At 60.1% G+C, this 19602-nt stretch carries 20 protein-coding genes; 8 read left to right on the forward strand and 12 right to left on the reverse strand.

Annotated features, from left to right (window positions below; all coding sequences use genetic code 11):
- Positions 1-17 precede the first annotated feature (17 nt).
- Positions 18-947: a LysR family transcriptional regulator gene (locus tag U5G49_RS33705; RefSeq protein ID WP_193445838.1), complete on the forward strand. Its 930-nt coding sequence runs from the start codon at positions 18-20 to the stop codon at positions 945-947.
- 108 nt (positions 948-1055) lie between these two features.
- Here U5G49_RS33705 and U5G49_RS33710 read toward each other — a convergent pair whose 3' ends face one another.
- From U5G49_RS33710 to U5G49_RS33720, 3 genes are all read right to left on the reverse strand, one after another.
- A complete protein-coding gene (locus U5G49_RS33710) occupies positions 1056-1547 on the reverse strand; it encodes a GNAT family N-acetyltransferase (protein ID WP_182564067.1) in 492 nt (163 codons plus the stop codon).
- Between the two features lie 77 nt (positions 1548-1624).
- On the reverse strand, positions 1625-2146 hold the full coding sequence (locus tag U5G49_RS33715; protein WP_193445837.1) for a DUF992 domain-containing protein: 522 nt from the start codon (positions 2144-2146) through the stop codon (positions 1625-1627).
- 333 nt (positions 2147-2479) lie between these two features.
- Positions 2480-3691 carry an MFS transporter gene (locus U5G49_RS33720; protein ID WP_182564400.1) on the reverse strand — a complete coding sequence of 404 codons (1212 nt, stop codon included), beginning with the start codon at positions 3689-3691 and terminating at the stop codon, positions 2480-2482.
- Between the two features lie 196 nt (positions 3692-3887).
- Between U5G49_RS33720 and U5G49_RS33725 the strand changes: the two genes are divergently transcribed.
- Entirely contained in the window at positions 3888-4517 is a 630-nt protein-coding gene (locus U5G49_RS33725; protein WP_193445982.1) for a GNAT family N-acetyltransferase, read from the forward strand.
- Positions 4518-4727: 210 nt separating this feature from the next.
- Here U5G49_RS33725 and U5G49_RS33735 read toward each other — a convergent pair whose 3' ends face one another.
- From U5G49_RS33735 to U5G49_RS33750, 4 genes are all read right to left on the reverse strand, one after another.
- On the reverse strand, positions 4728-4892 hold the full coding sequence (locus U5G49_RS33735; protein ID WP_003549551.1) for a DUF1328 domain-containing protein: 165 nt from the start codon (positions 4890-4892) through the stop codon (positions 4728-4730).
- An 86-nt stretch (positions 4893-4978) separates the two neighbouring features.
- Positions 4979-5569 (reverse strand): hypothetical protein, encoded by a 591-nt coding sequence (locus U5G49_RS33740; protein WP_182564065.1) that lies wholly within the window; start codon positions 5567-5569, stop codon positions 4979-4981.
- A 107-nt stretch (positions 5570-5676) separates the two neighbouring features.
- Positions 5677-6063 carry a VOC family protein gene (locus U5G49_RS33745; protein WP_182564064.1) on the reverse strand — a complete coding sequence of 129 codons (387 nt, stop codon included), beginning with the start codon at positions 6061-6063 and terminating at the stop codon, positions 5677-5679.
- Positions 6064-6168: 105 nt separating this feature from the next.
- Positions 6169-7791, reverse strand: coding sequence for an ABC-F family ATP-binding cassette domain-containing protein (locus tag U5G49_RS33750; protein WP_182564063.1), 1623 nt, complete (start codon positions 7789-7791; stop codon positions 6169-6171).
- 201 nt (positions 7792-7992) lie between these two features.
- Between U5G49_RS33750 and U5G49_RS33755 the strand changes: the two genes are divergently transcribed.
- Both U5G49_RS33755 and U5G49_RS33760 read left to right on the forward strand, forming a co-directional pair.
- Complete coding sequence (locus U5G49_RS33755) at positions 7993-8322, forward strand: DUF6665 family protein (protein ID WP_128408954.1); 330 nt, start codon at positions 7993-7995, stop codon at positions 8320-8322.
- 120 nt (positions 8323-8442) lie between these two features.
- Positions 8443-9312, forward strand: coding sequence for an aldose 1-epimerase family protein (locus U5G49_RS33760; RefSeq protein ID WP_193445836.1), 870 nt, complete (start codon positions 8443-8445; stop codon positions 9310-9312).
- 41 nt (positions 9313-9353) lie between these two features.
- Here the strand turns inward: U5G49_RS33760 and U5G49_RS33765 are convergent, their stop codons facing one another.
- Together U5G49_RS33765 and U5G49_RS33770 are read right to left on the reverse strand one after the other, a co-directional pair.
- A complete protein-coding gene (locus U5G49_RS33765) occupies positions 9354-10943 on the reverse strand; it encodes a DHA2 family efflux MFS transporter permease subunit (protein WP_193445835.1) in 1590 nt (529 codons plus the stop codon).
- A 24-nt stretch (positions 10944-10967) separates the two neighbouring features.
- Entirely contained in the window at positions 10968-12152 is a 1185-nt protein-coding gene (locus U5G49_RS33770; protein WP_112907960.1) for an HlyD family secretion protein, read from the reverse strand.
- 134 nt (positions 12153-12286) lie between these two features.
- Between U5G49_RS33770 and U5G49_RS33775 the strand changes: the two genes are divergently transcribed.
- The gene (locus U5G49_RS33775) at positions 12287-12934 is read left to right on the forward strand and encodes a TetR/AcrR family transcriptional regulator (protein WP_193445834.1); all 648 of its coding nucleotides are present in this window, start codon (positions 12287-12289) and stop codon (positions 12932-12934) included.
- Between the two features lie 79 nt (positions 12935-13013).
- Here the strand turns inward: U5G49_RS33775 and uxuA are convergent, their stop codons facing one another.
- Positions 13014-14201, reverse strand: a complete 1188-nt coding sequence (gene uxuA / locus U5G49_RS33780) for a mannonate dehydratase (protein ID WP_193445833.1) — start codon at positions 14199-14201, stop codon at positions 13014-13016.
- A 42-nt stretch (positions 14202-14243) separates the two neighbouring features.
- The gene (locus tag U5G49_RS33785) at positions 14244-14966 is read right to left on the reverse strand and encodes a GntR family transcriptional regulator (protein ID WP_193445832.1); all 723 of its coding nucleotides are present in this window, start codon (positions 14964-14966) and stop codon (positions 14244-14246) included.
- 285 nt (positions 14967-15251) lie between these two features.
- Here U5G49_RS33785 and U5G49_RS33790 point away from each other — a divergent pair, with 285 nt between their 5' ends.
- The 3 genes from U5G49_RS33790 (at position 15252) to U5G49_RS33800 (ending at position 17556) form a co-directional block, all read left to right on the forward strand.
- Positions 15252-15656, forward strand: coding sequence for a DUF2934 domain-containing protein (locus U5G49_RS33790; protein WP_193445981.1), 405 nt, complete (start codon positions 15252-15254; stop codon positions 15654-15656).
- Between the two features lie 39 nt (positions 15657-15695).
- The gene (locus U5G49_RS33795) at positions 15696-15947 is read left to right on the forward strand and encodes a hypothetical protein (protein WP_168278175.1); all 252 of its coding nucleotides are present in this window, start codon (positions 15696-15698) and stop codon (positions 15945-15947) included.
- A gap of 334 nt (positions 15948-16281) precedes the next feature.
- Positions 16282-17556 carry an O-antigen ligase family protein gene (locus tag U5G49_RS33800; RefSeq protein WP_193445831.1) on the forward strand — a complete coding sequence of 425 codons (1275 nt, stop codon included), beginning with the start codon at positions 16282-16284 and terminating at the stop codon, positions 17554-17556.
- A gap of 20 nt (positions 17557-17576) precedes the next feature.
- On the opposite strand, the gene U5G49_RS33805 is transcribed toward U5G49_RS33800, so the two are convergent.
- A complete protein-coding gene (locus U5G49_RS33805) occupies positions 17577-19571 on the reverse strand; it encodes a polysaccharide biosynthesis protein (RefSeq protein ID WP_193445830.1) in 1995 nt (664 codons plus the stop codon).
- Positions 19572-19602: the final 31 nt, after the last annotated feature.

A 19602-nucleotide genomic window follows, 5' to 3' on the forward strand; every position in this document is an offset into this window, starting at 1 on the left:
GATGATCAAATGTGCGTATGGTTCACAGCTCACCAGTGCTTCCGCCACTCGATACGCTCGAGACCTTTGCCCGCGCAGCCCGGCTCGGATCGTTTTCGGCCGCAGCCGAGGAAAGCGGCATCACCCATGGCGCGGTGTCGCGGCAGGTCTCGCGCCTGGAGCGCTGGATGGGCGTGCGCCTGTTTGCGCGCGAAGCCCGCGGCGTGCGCCTGACGCCGGAAGGTATGCGGTTTTTCGCGCGGGCGGAGGAAGCACTTGCGCTGCTCGGCAATAGCGGCGAACGCTGGCTGCCTCGCCGCAACAAGGCGGTGGTGCGCCTTTCAGTGACGCCTTCCGTCGCCTCTTTATGGCTGTTTCAGCGCCTGCCGAAGCTCGAAGGAAACGAGCTGCATGTCGAGCTCACGCTCGAACACCGGCTGGCGGATTTCGGCGAAGGCACGGACCTGGCCATTCGCTGCGGCAAGGGGCCGTGGGCCGGCGTGCGCGCCCTGCCGCTCTGGCAGGAGAAGTCGTTCCCGATCGCCGCCCCGGCGCTGGCGGACCGGCTCGGGCAGCGCTTCGATGCCCTTTCGCTGCTCGGTCTGCCGATTCTGCATGATTCGAACATCGAAGGCTGGCGCCGCTGGCTCTCCCGCGAGGGTGTCGACTATACGCCGCGCGGCCACGACCGGCGCTTCGAGGACTACAATCTGGTGATCGATGCCTGTGCGCAGGGGCTCGGGATCGCACTCGCGCGGCCGCCGCTATCGGATGCCGCGCTGGCCACCGGGCGCGTCGTCGCCGTGTCGGAGCGGACGCTCGATTATCATGTGGCCTTTCACCTGATCCGGCCGGACGATGCGCTTAGAAGCCCTGCCATCGAATTCGCCAGCCGCTTCCTGCGCGAGGCCGGCCATGACGAGGCGACGATTGCCACTTTTATCGCGCCCGGCCGAGCGAGAACGTAAGTGGAAGATGCGACACCGGCGGCCTTCAAGCGGCCGGGCATGAGGTCTTTACCCTCGGTTTCGATGCGGGAGAGGTCGCGCGCTTCGATGAAGGCTTCGCCCGGGCCGTTACTCTGCCAGAAGCTTCAGGCGCATTTCCTTCGCCAGCTCGAAACCAGCGGCTCGATAGACGGGCTCGCCGGCATCTGAAGCATGGATGACGGCCGTCGTGCAGCCGATCGATTTCAGATAGTCGACAGCCTTGTTGGTCAGCGCCGATGCGATGCCGCGCCGGCGGAAGGCGTCGGCGACATAAACGGACCAGATGTAACCGTGCAGCCGCTGTTCCGGCCGGATGACCTCCGGAAACGGCGATTGGTGCAGCTGGCAGGATGCAGAACCGGCGATGTCACCGTCGACGACCGCAAGGAACGAGGTCAGGCGGCGCTCTTCGCGACCGCTTCGGATAAAGGACAAAATCCGCGCCGCCGCATCAGGCCTGTAGTGTTCAGGTGGTGTGCCGTAGCTGTCCCAGATCTTCAGATAGTGCCCAACCAGGATCTCGTCCTCGCTGGGCATTGCCATTCGAATATCCATCGTGTCGTGATCCGGCTTGGGCATATGAGGGCGCGAAATCGCTCCTCAGACGAGGTGCCGTCCCCTCCCGCGACGCGGGCGGGGACGGCCGAAAGGCTATATCAATTCGCTGCCGTGAGCGTCATCGAGGCGCTGCCAGCCGCAACGTTGAGGCCGAGCTGCCCTGTCAGGCTGACCGTCTGCAGATGGATCGAGCCGGAGGTGCCGCCAACCAGGAGATTGGCGCCGACGCCGGCGCCGAGCGTCGCTTCAGCGCTAGCGCCGACATAGAGGCCGGCGAGCGAACCGCGGTGATAGCCGGCCGTCGGCGCAAACACGGCCCAGATCAGGCGGCTGCGCGTGGTGAAGCCAAGGTCGATGCCGAGCTTTCTCACTTCGCCCGTATAACGATCCGAAAGTTCGTTGCCGACGGTCGACTGGAAGACGCAGTCGGCCTCTTTGGAGGAGCCGAGTACGTAACCCGTGCCGCCGCCGATATCGCAGGTGAGGTAGCCGATCTTCACGCCATTGCGCAGGTCCGGCTGTTCATACGTTCTGGTGACGAGGTCGGCGGCATGAACCGCCCCAGCGCCGACCAGCGTCAACGATACCGCGGCAAACGCCGTCGCAAAAGTTTTATTCATAAGTCTCTCCTTCTCAAATCGTGACGGGAGCATACCCGGCTACTCGCCACCAGATTCGGCAACAGATAACGGACGGAACCGCAAAACGATCCCGAACCGCATCATTTACGCATTGCAAGTCAACGCGCCTGGGAGGGCGCAAGCAACAAGCACGCTTACGGTTCAGCCCCCATTGGGACATTTCGAAGGCATCATTTCGCGGCATTCGGTTATTTTGTGATCTTATCCGGAATGGTTGCCGGAAAGGCACATGATGTCGATCGGTCCAAAATTTCGGCCGGGTGAGGTGACTACAAGGCTCGGCCTGGCCGTCTCTGTTCATTTGCGTGGCTACTATTTCTGCCGGAGCCACAGTGTCAGGAAACCGGCAACGAGAGCGGCAGCCGCGCTGAACAGTATGGGTCCAAGATAGCTACCGGTTTTATCGAATACGATTCCCGCCATTGTTGGCCCCAGCAAAGCAGCCACGCCCACAGCCGTATAGAGATAGCCCAATATTGTTCCGATATGACGGGTGCCGAAGAGATTGGCGGCGACGGCCGGATAAAGGCCGACACAGCCGCCATAACTCGCGCCGAACGATAGGGCGAAAAGCACCAGCATGGCCATGCCGTTGGCAACGGACCACAGGAGGAATGAGCCGGCAACAGCGAAGGTAAGGATTGCCAGAAGCCGCAAAGAACCGATGCGGTCGCCCAAACCGGCCAGCACGAAACGTCCAAAGATGTTTCCGATGCCGATGAGCGCTATAAGGATTGTCCCGCTTTCGAGCGACAGACCCATGTCGTGCGCTGCCGGGACGATATGAACATAGGGAATGAATGTGCAGAAGGACACCAAGAGCAGCATGACGTAGAACAGGCTGAAACGGCCGTCGCGCCATACTGTGAAAGGGCTGGGCCGGCCGCTGGATCGCAGCTCTGAAGGAATACTACTGTCTTGGCGTCTACGCACGAGCATTGCCGCCGGCAAACCGATTGCGGCTATGACAACCGCCAAACCGATGAAACATCCACGCCAGCCAAGACCGGATACAAGCCGGCCGATCGTAAACGGCAGCAAGAGCGTGCCGAGGCCGAGGCCGGCTGTAGCAATGCCGGATGCGCGGCTCCGCTTGAGGACAAACCAAGACTGCACAGCTCCAACCGCCGGAACATAAGAGAGACCGATCCCAAGCCCCACTCCGGCCCCGTACCAAACGTAAAGCGAGGCCAGGGTCTGTGCCTGGCTGGCTCCGACGTAACCGATGATCATTGCCACCAAACCGGTCGCAATAACGGCGCGGGACGACCAGCGATCGGCAAGCGGGCCGGCGATTGCGCCCAACGAATAGAACACCAAAGCCGAGATGGAAAAGACAAGCGCGATCTCGCCACGCGATGCCGCGAATTCCTCGGAAAGACCTGGAAACACAGCGGAGAAGGCGTAGGCTGATCCGAAGGTTACAGCTGTCAGCGCATGTGCTCCACCGACGACCCACCATCCGCTTGGTGAGTCTGCGTCTTCGGAGGGTGAAACAGGTGAAAATATGGATGGCAAAATCAATCGGCCTTTCAAAACACTTGTCGCTCGGATTATTGCCTAGTCCCGCACCGACGCAAGCCGCAACGCAATGCCTACATGACTTCCTCACGCGCGAGTTGTCACGCAGTCTGTAACTATAAATTCCTCGTCCAAGTCAGCGGTTCATGCGATGCAGGAAATCGACGGGAGAGGCAGGGATCGCAATTGGTTGATAGCTATGGGAACTGTTGAAAAATCGAATAATTCCAATCCACATTTGCCAGTGGGATATTCTTTGGTCCCCAAGGGTAAACTTGCAAATGCGGTCACCTGTCTGGAGATGACGGAGAAGCCGTCCTCCAGGGAAGCCAAACTTATTCCTGGGATCTCTTTGGAGCGGATGAAAGCTCCCGATCTGGTGGCATATCGGCAGCTTTTCCTGCTGGTCGGAGAGGATTGGATGTGGGTTTCACGCTTGGTCATGCCCGATGACAAGCTGACGGCCATTATCAACGACCCGCTGGTGGAAATATACGTGCTGCTGGCGGACGGAAGGCCGTCCGGGATGCTGGAGCTTGATTTCCGGCAACATGGCCAGTGTGAACTGGTTTTCTTTGGAGTTGCCAAAAGTTCAATCGGAACCGGTGCTGGGCGCTATCTCATGGACCAGGCGTTATCAATCGCCTGGGCGCATCCCATCAATCGGCTTTGGGTCCACACCTGCCATTTCGATCATCCGAATGCCTTGCCGTTCTATCAGCGATCCGGTTTCAAGCCATATGCTTTCATGGTCGAAGTGACAGATGACCCAAGACTGACTGGTGTGCTGCCAAGGACGGCAGCACCTCATATCCCAATCCTTGGCTAGGGCGATGCTTCCGCAAGTCGTCTCGACGATCCGGCGCGCTTCGACCGAGAAGCCTGCAGCTTCGATTTCCTGAATTTTGTTTTCAGTGGTCTGCCGCGAGCCTATCACCGAACCGATAAATAGGTTTACCTTGCCCTTGCCCTTGCCTTGGCCTCGGTAAAAAAAACCCGGCGATGTGTTCGCCGGGTTTTTATACTCGATCTGTCCGCACTATACTTTTCGCATTAGTCTCATGACAAGCGACACGACGAACAGAACCAGGAAAATGAAGAACAGAACCTGGGCAATGGAAGCTGAAGCACCTGCGATGCCGCCAAATCCGAGGACGCCGGCAATCAAGGCCACAACGAGAAACACCAGAGCGTAGTAAAGCATCGCAATCTCCTTTTACGTTGCTGCGGAGATAACGGAGGCCGCCCCATTTGGTTCCCGACCGTGTCACGGTCGGCGCATCGGTTTGTTCAGCCGAAATGAAAAACGCCGCTGTACCTCCGGTCGCCTTCATTCGGCTCGGGAGGTTCGGCCGCATCGAGATAGGCCTTGAGCGGCCCGGTCAGTACGAACCAGATGCTGGCGCCGAGCATGAAATAGGCTCCGATCGGATCGTCGATTCGGGCGATGAACGGAAGGCAGGCGGATGCGAAAAGGACGATGATCCGCACCGACCACTCCGCCTCACGTTTGGCGATAGCGCGCGCTCTCAGCGATTTATATTCCCGAGCACCGTAACCGCCTCCCCCTGCCTTCACAGCCGAAAGCAGTTTTCGCGCGGACGGCAGCGCCAGCATGATCAGCGCGGCAACACTGAGCGTGAAAGTCTCGCCGGCCATGACCTGCCCGCTCGCGATCAGGAGAAAGGAGAGCACGACGAGATTCCATGTCGGCTCCAACAGTTCCGGCGGTTGCCGCGTGCGGAGATGCCAACTCCGCAGCAAACCCGCCGCGCCGTGCAGTAGTGGCTGATCGATATAGCGATTGATCCAGTCCATGCCGTTGTGCCCGTCCCCGATTGCATGAAGAGGCCTTCGAACACCACGGAATTTGGTCATCATCGTGGCGATAACCGTCGAATCCGCTCTTCGCGTGGACGAACTGGCATTACCGAGGCGCGTCACGGTCGCAAAATCTGAAGGCGACCTCAGAACTCGGTGACACCAATTTAGCGCAATTCCTGCGCAACCTCCCAGACATGGCCCGAAGGATCGGCAAAGGCCGCGGTGCGGCGGCCCCACGGACGATCGATCGGACCATTGAGCAGCGTGACCCCGAGCTTGCGCAGTTCCGCGCAAACCGCATCGACGGCATCGACCTTGATCGTCAGCAGGACGCGCGCGCCGGAACCCGGTGCTGCCACCGCCGACGGCTCGACCAGTTGAGGCGCTTCCGTCACTTTCAGCAGGTTGATCATCGTCCCGGAGAATTTCAGCACCGAGGATACTGCGTCCTCATAGACGACCTCAGGTGCAAAGACCTTCTGGTAGAACGCTTTGGCCTCGTCGATATCATCGACGAACAGGGTGACGACCTCGATCCTGTCTAACAGCATGGCATTTTCTCCTCCGTTGCTTCGAGCGGCCAACCGAGATCGCTGGCCGGCTCTCCTCTTGTCGATTCGACGCTAACGGTTTCGACATGCTGCGCAAAAAAACCGTCAGCTTCGCAGGCCGGGCGCCTCCTGGCCGGTGCGCGCCACATATTCGGTGTAGCCGCCGCCATATTGGTGGACACCCTCGGGCGTCAGTTCCAGCACCCGGTTGGAGAGTGCGGCGAGAAAATGCCGATCGTGCGAAACGAACAGCATGGTGCCCTCATATCGCGACAGCGCCTTGATCAGCATCTCCTTGGTGTCGAGGTCGAGATGGTTCGTCGGCTCGTCGAGCACGAGCAGGTTCGGCGGGTCGAACAGCATGATCGCCATGACCAACCGCGCCTTCTCGCCGCCTGACAGTACCCGGCATCGCTTCTCGACATCGTCGCCGGAGAAACCGAAGCAGCCGGCCAGCGCGCGCAACGGCCCCTGCCCTGCCTGCGGGAACTGGTCTTCCAGCATCTGGAAGACAGTGCGCTCGCCATCCAATATGTCCATGGCGTGCTGGGCGAAATAACCCATCTTGACGCTCGCGCCCAGCGCAACGCTGCCCAGATCAGGCGCGGTGGAGCCCGTCACCAGCTTCAGCAGCGTCGACTTGCCGGCACCGTTGATGCCCATGATGCACCAGCGCTCCCGGCGGCGCACGACGAAGTCGAGCCCCTCGTAGATGCTGCGGCTGCCGTATTTCTTATGAACGTTCTTCAGGTTGACCACGTCCTCGCCGGAGCGCGGCGCCGGCTGGAACTCGAAGGAAACGATCTGACGGCGCTTGGGCGGTTCCACCCGGTCGATCTTCTCCAGCTTCTTCACGCGGCTCTGCACCTGCGAGGCATGCGAGGCGCGCGCCTTGAACCGCTCGATGAACTTGATTTCCTTGGCAAGCATGGCCTGCTGGCGCTCGAACTGGGCCTGTTGCTGCTTTTCGTTCTGCGCCCGCTGCTGCTCGTAGAATTCGTAGTCGCCGGAATAGGCCGTCAGCGTGCCCGCATCGATCTCGATGATCTTGGTGACGATGCGGTTCATGAACTCGCGGTCATGCGAGGTCATCAGCAGCGCGCCCTCGTAACCTTTCAGAAATTCCTCCAGCCAGATCAAGCTTTCGAGATCCAGATGGTTGCTCGGCTCGTCAAGCAGCATGACATCGGGGCGCATTAGGAGAATGCGAGCAAGCGCCACACGCATCTTCCAGCCGCCCGACAACGCGCCAACATCGCCGTCCATCATCTCCTGGCTAAAGCTGAGCCCCGCGAGCACTTCGCGTGCGCGGCCCTCGAGCGCGTAACCGTCCAACTCCTCGTAGCGCGCCTGCACCTCGCCGTAACGCTCGATGATCTCTTCCATGTTGTCGGCCTGCTCGGGATCGGCCATGGCGGCCTCGAGATCGCGCAATTCGCCGGCAACGAAGCTGACCGGGCCGGCGCCGTTCATCACCTCCGCGACGGCGCTGTGGCCCGCCATCTCGCCGACATCCTGATTGAAATAGCCGATGGTGACGCCCCTTTCGACAGAGACCTGCCCCTCGTCGGGCTGCTCCTCGCCGTTGATCATCCGGAAGACGGTCGTCTTGCCGGCGCCATTCGGGCCGACCAGGCCGATCTTCTCGCCGCGATTGAGCGCTGCGGACGCCTCGATGAAGAGGATGCGGTGACTGAGCTGCTTGCTGATATTTTCGATACGGATCATGATTTGCGCGGGAGCCTGGAGAAGGAGATTTTGGCGCGCTTATGCCATGCGAGGAAACCGCAGGATAGCCCTGTTTCCCACCCTCCCGATCAACAGTTTGATGCCGAACGCGAGCGGTTTCGAACGACATCATGCTCATCTTCTTTAATTTGGAGCAGGATTGGATAATATCGCGGCTCACGCCAACGGAGACCTGTGCCAATGAGCGTTCGTCCGCCGCAATCCTTCAGACCATCCGAGCAGACTAAAAACGGCTTCAACGTCCTCGAATACGAGCTGATGTCGGAACGCGCGGATTCGCTTGGACGTCACGGACTGAAAGCGGAGGCGGCACTTGCCGCCCTGAAGGCCTGGGCTCCCGACGGCCAGAGCACTGAGGAACGCGAGAGGCTTCTCAATGAAGCATCCGACGCCGTCTGGGCATTCTTCATTCAGCGTGAGATCTGCGGGTTGCGGAACAACCGCGACGCCATCCAGCGCTACGGCATTCCGAACGAAGTGATCGCCAGATTGGGCGCCGTGCGGAAGTAGCGCACTGCGACGGCTCTGCTATTGTCACCGTGGCTGCCGTCCTGCCTCTCTCTATTGGGTGGAAATCCCCGGTGCGGAAAGGTATGGCTTGGTGCCCAACCAATGCGAAAGGGAAACGCGATGCCAACCTCCATCCGGATCGGCAATCAGGATCTCACCGTCGATGTCTCCACCCTTGGAGCCGAGATGCAGGCGCTCAGGTCAAACGATGGGCGCTCATGGTTGTGGACGGGCGACGCGGCCTTCTGGACCGGGCGTTCGCCGATCCTGTTTCCGATCGTCGGCAAGGCACCTGACGACAAGATCACGATCGACGGCACGGTCTATCCGATGGCCCAGCATGGTTTTGCCCGCCGCAGCGAATTCGCGCTTGCGGCATCCACCGAGACGATGTGCCGGTTCGAACTGACCGCCTCGGAGGCGACGCGGGCGGTCTATCCCTTCGAGTTTCAGCTGGCCGTGGCGCATGCGGTCGAGGGTCGGGCGTTGACTGTCACGGCGGAGGTCAGCAATCGCGACCAGAAGCCGATGCCCTTCGGTCTCGGCTTCCATTCGGCCTTCGCCTGGCCATTGCCCGGCGCTTCCGGCCGCGACCATTTCGTAACGCTCGACAATGAAGGCGAGCCGGCGCTTGTGCGGCTGGGAGGCGGCCTCATCGACCCTGCGGCCTTGCCCTCGCCGTTCGATGCCGGCCGGCTGGTGCTCGATCATGCCATGTTCGAGCAGGATGCGATGATTTTCCCGAGCGGTGCGGGCGAAGGGCTGCGCTATGGCGCAGAAGGCGGGCCGGCCATGCATTTCCATTTCGAAAACCTGCCCAATCTTGCGCTGTGGACCAAGCCGGGGGCGCCCTTCCTCTGTGTCGAGCCCTGGCATGGAACGGCCGCGGAAGCGGGAGGTTCGAGCGAGCTGTCGAAGAGGCCTTCGACCACGATCCTGGAACCGGGTGCTGTCGCCCGCTTTGCCTTTACGGTCGAAATCCCGCAATAGAAAGCGCTCGCCGGGAAGCCCGGCGAGCGCCGGTACTTCGTTCAGTGAGCGCCGGCGCCACCGCCGGCCCGCGGTTTCTGGGTGAGCAGCAGGGCAACGGCTGCAATGGCAAGAACAACGCCGATGACGGCGAAGGTATCGGCAAAACCCAGGATGAGGGCCTGTCGCTTGACAATCTGGCCAAGCGCCACGATGGCTTTCTGGGCTGCGACGGCATGATCGGAAATACCATGCTGCAGGAAGTAGCCAGTCATCTGGTCGAGACGGTTGCGGACTTCGTCGCGGCCGAGCGTCACCGACTGGCCGATGATATTAGAGTGGAACTGCTCGCGTTTTGTCAGCACCGTGCCGAGTGTCGCCGTGCCGACGGCGCCGCCGAGATTACGCAGCATGTTGGTCAGGCCCGAGGCGGCGGCCGCATCTGATGGAGCGATGCCGGCAGTGGTGATGGCGGTGATCGGCGTCAGCACCAGGGCCTGGCCGACGGCGCGGACGATATTCGGAATCCAGAACTGGTCGCCGGCGGTATCGGCCGAAAGCGTGATGTTCATGAAGCAGCTGATCGCAAAGATCGAGATGCCGAGGAAGCCGATGTAACGCGCATCGAAGCGCTTCATCATCATCGGCACGAGTGGGATCAAAAGCAGCTGCGGCAGGCCGGTCCAGGCCAGGACATTGCCGATCTGCTCGGCATTATAACGCTGCACCTGGCCGAGATATTGCGGCAGGATATAGACGGTGCCGAAGAGAGCCACACCGACCAACACGTTGACTGCAACGCCGATGCCGAAATTGCGCTGCTTCAGCAGACGCAGCTTGACCAGTGGCTTCTCCACCGTCAGCTCGATCCAGATGAAGGCGACGAGGAAGACGAAGGCGACGATGCTGAGCTTGACGATGAAGGGCGAGGAAAACCAGTCTTCCTTGTTACCTTCTTCGAGCACCGTCTGCAGCGCCGAGAGACCGATCGCCATGGTGAAGATGCCCGCCCAGTCGCCTTCCCTGAGCAAACGAAGTTGCATCGGCTGCTTGTCGAGCGTCAGGGCAAGTGCGACCGCCATGATGGCGCTCGGGATGGCGTTGATGAAGAAGATCGTCTGCCAGCCATAGTTTTCGGTGAGATAACCGCCGATGGTCGGGCCGATCGCCGGTGCGAAGGTAACCGAGAGCGCGAAGATCGCGAGACCCAGCGGCTGCTGCGATTTCGGCAGCTTGATCAACACCATGGTGAAGGCCATGGGGATCAGCACGCCGCCGGCAAAACCCTGCAGGCCGCGCAGCACGATCATCGTGCCGAGATCATGGGCGAAGGCACAGGCGATCGAAAACAGCGGGAAGAGGACGGAATTCACCAGGATAAAGCGCCGGAACGAGAAGACGTTGCTGAAATAGGCCGTCAGTGGAATGACGACGATTTCGCCGATGAGGTAGGAGGTGGAGATCCAGGCGCCGTTGTCGACGCCCGTTCCGATGCCGCCCTCGATGTCGAGAAGCGAGGCATTGGTGATCTGAATGTTGAGGATCGCCATGAAGGCGCCGATCATGCCGGCGAGAACGGCGATCCATTCCCTGGTGCTGGCCCCGGCTTTCGGCTGCGGAGCGGCGATTGACGTTGCTGCGATGGTGGACATGACACGAACTCCTCGTCCCCCGGCCTAGCTGCGGTCGTTCTTGGTATCGATGCTCGGCTGGACGGACATGCCGGGTCGCAGGTCGCCGTTGGCGACGGCGTCGCCGTCGAGCACGATCCTGACCGGAATGCGCTGGACGACCTTGGTGAAGTTGCCGGTGGCGTTATCGGGCGGCAGCAGGGCAAATTCCTGGCCGCTTGCCGGAGCAAGGCTGTCGACATGGCCGTGATAGGTGCGGCCGGGGAACATATCGACCTCGATATCGACAGGCTGGCCGGCCTTGACGTCGGTGAGCTGGGTTTCCTTGTAATTGGCGATGACATAGGCAGCCGTCGTCGGCACGACCGACATCAGCTGGGTACCGGCCTGGACATATTGGCCGACGCGCAGCGTCCGGTTGCCGACGGTGCCGTCGACGGGGGCCGTAATCGTCGCATAGGAGAGGTTGAGCTCGGCCTGGCGCTGGACAGCCTGGCTGCGGGCAAGGGCTGCCTTTGCCTGGGCCAGTTCGGCATTCAGCAGATCGACCTGCTTGACGGCGGCATCGAGCGAGGCGGTGTCGCGGACGATCGAGGCCTGGGCGGCAGCGATCTGCGAGGCGGCCTGCTGCGCCGTCTGGACCGGGGCATAACCGCTGGTGGCGAGGTTCGAATAACGCTTGTTGTTCTGCTCGGCAAAGGTCTCGTTGGCGCGGTCGACGTCGACGGTCGCCCGGGCGGCGGCAATCGTCGACTGCTGGATATCGAGCGAAGCCTGCTTGGCGTTGACGGTGGCTTCCGCGGCGGCGACATCGGCCTTGGCCTGATCGAGCGCTGCCTTGAAGTCGCGGTCGTCGATGCGGGCGAGCGGCTGGCCGGCCTTGACGGTCTCGTTGTCCATGACCAGCACTTCGCCGAGATAGCCGGATACTTTGGGAGCGATGGTGCTGCTGTCGGCCTTCACATAGGCATCGTCTGTCGAAATATGGAAGCGGCCGACCGTCCAGTAATCATGGCCGAAATAGGCGCCGGCGGCGATCAACACGAGGGCGGTGGCGCCGAGAAGCAGGGAGCGGCCGCCGCGCCTGCGGGTGGGCGTTTCCTCGGCAATGGGAGCGGCAGATTCCGCGACGCGCGGCGGCTGGCCGGCGTCCAGGCTTGCGGGCGCGGCTTCGGCGGTGTTTTCGACGGCGGTATTGTTGTTCAAGGCATGCAGCGTCTTGATGGTCATTGTCTTTCTCCTGATGACGGTCGCCGTCACTTGGGCTGCGGCCTCTGAATTCGAATGAATGCGCTTTAGGAAACTTGATGTTTTCCAAAATATGTATTAGAAAATAGATGTCAATAAAAATTTGGAAAATCACGATGGTCCAAAATCACGAAATCGAGAAAAGGCCGCGAGGACGACCGCAAGTCCGCTGCGACGAAGATACGAAAAGCGTGATCATCGAGGCGGCGAACAGGCAGTTCCGCGAGAATGGCTACGCCGCAGCAAGCATCGCTGCAATCGCGCAGGAGGCCGGTGTTTCGACCAAGACGCTCTACCGCCTGTTTCCGACGAAAGGAGATCTCTTTTCAGAGATGATCACGGAGCGCACGGGGCGCTTTTTGATCGCGCTTGACCCCGGCACACTCGCCGTGGCCGATCTCAGGCAGGGGCTGGAGCGCATACTGTTGGCTTATGGCATGCTGACGCTCTCGGTGGATACGATCACTATGACCCGGCTCGTCATAAGCGAGTCTGACCGTTTCCCCGAGATCGCCAACGCCTTCTATGAAAAGGCAATCGTCAGAACCAATACACTGATGGAGAACTGGCTGCACAAGCAGATCGATCATGGACTGATTGCGCTTGATGATCCGCATGCGGCCTGCGGCATGCTGCGCGGCATGATGATCATGGAGCCGCAGCGTGCCGCGATGCTACGCCAGGAGCCGCCGCCGAAGATCGAGACGATTGCGGCGCGGGCGAAGATGTGCACCGATCTGTTCCTGAAAGGTTGCGCGCTCTGAAGCATCGCTCGGGCTTCAGAGCGCGATGATTTCGCTAGAGCAATTCCAGCAAAAATGCGCGGCGGTTTTGCGTCCACCCTCAGTTCGGCGGAGCGCCCAGCGCATGCAGGATGCCGCGCAATTCGGCGAGGCCGCGCATGCGGCCGATGGCGGGGTAGCCTGGGGTGACGACCTTGTCGAGGTCGTCGAGCATGCGGTGGCCATGATCCGATCGGAAGACGATGGTGTCTTGTGTGCCACGGCGGCGATCTTCCGAGACCAGTTCCCGAAGCACCGCAACCATGTCGACGTCGCCTTCCAGATGCGCGCTTTCATGGAACGTTCGGCCGTCGCCCTCGCGTGTCGTGGCGCGAAGATGGGCGAAGTGGATGCGCGAGGCAAAACGTCGGGCGATCGCCGGCAGGTCGTTTTCGGCGCGCACGCCGAGACTGCCGGTGCAATAACACATGCCGTTTGCCGCCGATGGCACCGCATCGAAGAGCGCGGCATAATCCTCCGCCGTCGAGGCAATCCGCGGCAGGCCGAACAGCGAGCGCGGCGGATCATCGGGATGCAGCGTCAGTTTGACGCCTCGGGCTTCGGCGGCTGGCGTCACCGCCTCCAGGAATTCGATCAGGTGCTGGCGCAGTTTTGCGGCATCGATGCCACTATAGGCGACGAGCTTGTCGCGGAAAGCCGGTATGGTCAGAGGTTCGGTGGTCGACCCCGGTAGAGCCGAGGTGATGATGCGGGTGATGTCGGCGACCTCGTCGTCCGTCATCGCCTCGAAGACGATACGCGCCCTTTCCCGGTCTTCGGCGGAATAGTGCTGCGCCGCATCTGGCCGTTCCAGAATGAAGAGATCGAAGGCTGCGAAGCGCTCGTGATCGAAACGCATGGCGGTGGCGCCCGTCGGTGTCACGAAATCGAGTTCGGTGCGGGTCCAGTCCACCACCGGCATGAAATTATAGCAGACGATCGGAATGCCGCAGGCGGCGACCGCTTCGAGGCTGGCGACCCACGCCTCGATTTCGGCCTTCGCCTCCCCGCCCTTGCGCTTGACCGCGTCGGGGATCGGGATGCTCTCAACGACCGACCAGACGAGCGGCGAGCGGTCGCCCGGCGTCGTCTCGATCAGAGACTGGCGGTCGCGCACTTCCTTCTCGGTCCAGGCCCTGCCGATCGGCATCTGATGCAGCGAGGAGACGATATTGGTGGCGCCTGTCTGGCGGACGTCATCCAGCGTCACCGGCGCTTCCGGTCCGAACCATCTCCAACCTTGTCGCATCCTTCTTCCTTCCCTGGTCTTTCGTTTCGTGTTGGCCTGCCGTCAGCAGAAATAATCGGGGTAACGCGCGCGCAGTTCGTCGACATCGGGAATGACGGCGTTTAAGTGATGGATCATTGCGCTGCGTGCAGCCGCCACATCGTGAGCGGCGAGCGCATCGCGGATAATGATGTGTTCGTGTACCACGTTGTTCATGCGCCCAAGCACCGGCAGCGTCAGCCGCCTTGCCCGATCGATCTGCACCTTGACCGTTTTCAGGATTGCCCAGATGCCGGGATAACCTGATATCTGCGCGATCGCCTCGTGGAAGGCCTCATCCTCCTCGTGGAAGCTCGAGGCATTGTCGGTCGCGGCGTGCAACCGCTGCCGGGCGATGATGGTATCGAGACGGGCGATGTCTGCGGCAGTCGCGGTCAGGGCCGCAGTCTCGACGGTCGTGCCTTCGAGCGCCTTGCGCACAACGACCGCCTCGGGGATCGCCGAGACCGGTACCCGCGAGACGACCGTACCCGATTGTGGATAGATATCGACCAGTCCACCTTCCGAAAGCCTGAGCAGCGCCTCACGCACTGGTGTGCGGCTGACGCTGAAATCATCTGCAATCCGCTTTTCCTGCAGCAGCATGCCAGGCGGCATCCGTAGCGACACGATGTCGGCATAGAGACGATCGTAGATGGCGCCGGCCGTGGTGATGCGGCGCAGCCTGCCGCCAATCTCCTGCGACGTCGGGACTACCAAGACTTCGGTTTCTGATGCTTGCGACATAACGATACCGGGCGTCGATGTTTGTTGGCATACTAGTATATCAGTTATATGGGCTTGCCAAGACGTGCTGCGGATGAGTGACGGTATGGCACCGCATCTCGTTATTCAGCGCTTCGCGAATTGAGCATTTCAGTCTGGGCCTGGGGATCGAGCAATGATTGCGCTTCAAAAGCGCTGGTGAACGGCATGAGCCTTGCGAAATCAGAAGCTGATCTTTGTTGCCGTGACACTCTTTCTTTGGAACTTAGATCCGTCGAGTTGGTTGAAATCCCCAAGGAGATGGTCATGAAGAACCCAGCACGACGCAATAAAAGCGAAAGTACGACCGACGACGGGCGGCCGAAAGCTTCACCCACTGCGAACGCACGCGAACAGAAGGTGGCTCGGCGAGCCGCAAACCAAATCGACAGGAAGAGCGGCGGGTTGCCGCCAGCCACCCGCGAGGAGGAGATCCGAAGAAGGGCATACTCCCTGTGGGAGAAGGAAGGGAGGCCGGAAGGCAAGCACCGGCATCATTGGACCCTGGCTGAACATGAACTCGACGCCCAAAAGGGCGAGGCCGACAATCCTCCAAATCTCGCAGCCCTGCGAGAGGCCTCGCGCGAACATACCGATGCATTCCTCGTCAAGACGGATCTCGAAGACGCGGATCAACGCGAAGCCTCCCCCGGCACACGCGAGCAGGATTGAACTTTCCGCCCTCGCGCCAATCTCAGAAAGGTCCCCGAAATGGTCGATAAACAGAACTTGAACGCCGGATTCACCGGAACGCCGACGGAGCAGCCCGAGGGATTGACCAAGGTCGCGAAGTCGGCAGCCAAAGAGGTGCAGCGCGAGGCCTATGCTGTCGTTTCCGGCGTGAGAGAGCACCCGCACACCGCAAGCGCACTGTTGCTCACCACCGGTATTGTGGCATTCGGGCTTGGCTATTTCCTTGGTCGATCATCGGTGGAAGGGTCGACACGCAAATATTGGCGATAGCGGCAGACACTTCACGGCAACGAAACGCATTATCGGTTCTTCGATGAGCTCTACTGAGTCCGATGTTGCCGCCTTCTCTTCCCGCGGTACGCTCGTCGGCTGATCGTGATCAAACCCTCAAATCAAGCCGCACCTCAAACGTGTTTTCGATTGAAGCCGGCTTTCCTGCCGTATCAGTTTGCCGCCGATCATCGAAGAGAGCCACATCTGTCCCGAACGGCCTGTTGCCTGAATACCACGTCGAATAAAGCCATGGATTGCGCCCTCATCGCGACTTGACAGCCGTCTTCACGATCCTTAGCGAGTCAGCATCGACACGGTCAGGGCCGGCAAGGTGAATTATTTCAGACAACTCACGATAGCAGTGCTTCATCCCGGGACGGAGGCCGGAAGTGCGCTCGATCGAAACAACCGCATTACGGTCTTTGCCTTTGCGATCCTTCCGGGGCTTTCGCCGAACTTTAACTCCTTCATCCTCCTCGCATCGATGGTATGGGGCCTCTACTGTCTGGCCACGGGCCGCCTTGCCTTGAATCTGTCGAGATCCGACCGGCTGGTTGCCATTGGCATGTCGATCTACCCGCTGGTGATGATCGCCAGCATATTCATCAATCCGCCTTACTCCGAAGAACTGGACTGGATATTTCGGCTCCTGCCTTTCTTTTCGGTCTGGCTGATATTGCCGCGGATGCGCCAATCTCCCGATGGCCGTCTCTTGCCGCTCTTTATCCTCGGCGCAGGGATAGGCATGATCGTCACCTTTCTCTTCAGTCTCCTGCAGATCATGTTTCTGATGTCCAGGGCAGAAGCTGGGACTTCGAACGCTGCACTGCTGGGGATCATAGGCGTTCTCTTCGGCGGCATTGCGCTTCTCAACGTTCAATCTCCAAGAAGCGTGGAGCAAAGAATTGCGATATTGGGATATGCCGCCGGTCTAGGCTGCGTTCTGCTCTCCGGAACGCGCTCGGCCTGGCTGGTCATTCCCGTCCATATCGTCATTTTTTTCTGGTATTTTCGCAAACACAGCTTCCATCTGAGTTTGCGCAGCCTCGCCATTACCGGCTCCTTGCTGTTAGCGGGACTCATCACTCTGGGTAGCGGCCAGATCCTCGATCGCATCGAGGCGCTCCAAGGAGATCTCACAACGCTCGAACGCAGTGACGGCGAGATCACGTCGCTCAGTGCGCGGTTCGCTTTGTACAAAGGTGCACTATCAGCAATCCGTAAGGACCCCTTGACTGGTTATGGCCCGCAAAACCGGATGACTTCGGTTTTGGCAGAGCTGCCCGATAGTATAAGGCAGCAGCTGCCTTTCTCACATGTCCACAACGGTTTTTTGACCGCAGGAATCGACGCCGGCGTTTTCGGCATCGCGGCGCTTTCGCTGATGCTGCTCACCCCGGTGATCGGCGCGTGGAGAAAAGAACCCGGGCCGGGCCGCGATCTGGCCATTGCGCTCGCGCTTCTGCTCTTCAGCAGCTACGTCATAACCGGCAGCTTTGGCATCATGTTCAACCAGAAGGCTTTGGATCCGATCTTCGCCTATATGGTCGCCCTTATTTGCGTGGATCGTGGCAGCACACGGTTTGCGCCTGTCGTTCGGAGCTAACGTCTGCAGGCCCTGACGTCTCAGGCCGCCGTATTGGCCTCGGCGCCGGTGAAGGCCAGATCCGAGACTTCACCCGTTGAGGAATAGCCGGAGACGAGCTCCGCCAACATCGCGCGTGCCGCGATCATATCGTTCCGATCCAATACCGCATTGAGCGAGTTGAGCTTTTTCGAAAGCTCCGGCCAGAAGAGGAAATCCTCTCGCGCCTTCATAATGCGAGGATGTTCGGTTGTTTCAGGGTTGTCGCCGATCAAAAGTTCTTCGTAGAGCTTCTCGCCGGGCCTGAGGCCGGTAACGGAAAGCTCGATATCCCCTTCAGGATTGTCATCGTCGCGGAGGGTCAGCCCGGAAAGCTCTACCATCTTGCGGGCGAGATCGGCGATGCGCACGGGTTCACCCATGTCGAGCAGGAAAACATCTCCGCCCTCGGCCATCGCGCCAGCCTGGATGACGAGTTGCGAGGCTTCCGAAATGGTCATGAAGTAGCGGGTTATCTCAGGATGTGTCAGGGTAACGGGGCCGCCTTCCTTGATCTGCTGCCTGAAAAGCGGCACGACGGATCCGGACGAACCGAGGACGTTTCCGAAGCGGACCATGGAAAAATTGGTTCGCATTCTGTCGCTCGTAGACTCCGCTGCGAGCGCCTGCAGAACCATCTCCGCCAGTCTCTTGCTGGCCCCCATCACGTTCGTGGGACGCACGGCCTTGTCTGTACTGATCAGCACGAAATTCGAAACGCCCCATTTATTGGCCGCGCGCGCCGTGACCAGCGTACCCATGACATTGTTCTTGATGCCTTCAACGGCATTATGTTCGACAAGGGGCACATGCTTGTAAGCGGCTGCATGATAGAGCGTGTGAGGTCGCCAGCTCTGCATGATATGTTCCATGCGATCCTGGTCGCGAACGGAACAAAGAATTGGGACGATCTGCAGATCTTCTTGTCTGTACAGCTCGGCCAGCTTCTGCAATTCGGCGTGGATATTATAAAGCGCAAACTCGTTCTGATCGAGGAGGATCAGGGTGGAAGGCTCGTTGCGTAGAATCTGGCGGCACAACTCGCCGCCGATCGAGCCACCAGCACCCGTGACCATAACGACCTTTTTACGCATCGCCTTATCAAGCAACTCCTGCCGTGGCGCGACCGCTTCTCTCCCCAGCAGATCTTCGATCTCCAGCTCACGGATGTCGGAGACGGCGATGCGTCCCTGAGCCAGGGCCGTGAGATCGGGCAATGTACGAACATTGACCCTGGCTTTACGGATGTGCTCCAGGATTTCGTTGCGACGCTGTCGCGATGCGGATGGAAGAGCAAGAAGTACATTGTGGACGCCAAGAGCTTCGGCAAGCACCGGAAGATCCGATGGGTCATAGATCGGCAAACCACCCATGACGCCGCCCTTGAGACGCGGATCATCATCCAGATAGCCGACGACATTGAGTTCGGCGCTGTTCATCAAGGCAGCCGCCAGTTGCCGCCCGGCCGTCCCCGCCCCATAGATCAACACCTTGGCGAGCATATTCTTGTGAAGGATGCGCTGGTAGGCATCCCCGAGCCAGTAGCGGATACCCAGCCTCGACAGCCCGATCGCAATCAACAGCAGGAAGGGCTGGAGGATGCCGACGGTTCTCGGAACGCCCGGCACACTGAGGGCGGTAAAGATCGTCATGAAGGCAAAGCCGTAGATCGCAATCGCCTTCAGAACAGTAATGAAAGCAGCCATATTGGCATAACGAAAGATCGCCCGATACATGCCCATGACGATGAAAATGGGAAGTGCCATGCACAAGGAAACGAAGACCGGCAACCACTGGACGCCGGTTAGTACCGTCCATTCGTTGAGGCGGAAGCAATAGGCCAGCCAGATGGTTAGAACGCAAAAGCTGGAATCCACCAGCAAAGCCAGAGCACGTTTGGCAACCCGCGGCATCGCCAACAAAGGGGCGACGAGCGCTTGCATCGGCTTTAAGAACCATCCTGAGCGCGATGTCTCAGCGGGGGTATTTTCAGGCATTGCTTACCAGCGTTTCGCAGATCGATCGACA

It is taken from the genome of Rhizobium indigoferae (assembly GCF_034554815.1).
GTDB lineage: Bacteria > Pseudomonadota > Alphaproteobacteria > Rhizobiales > Rhizobiaceae > Rhizobium > Rhizobium leguminosarum.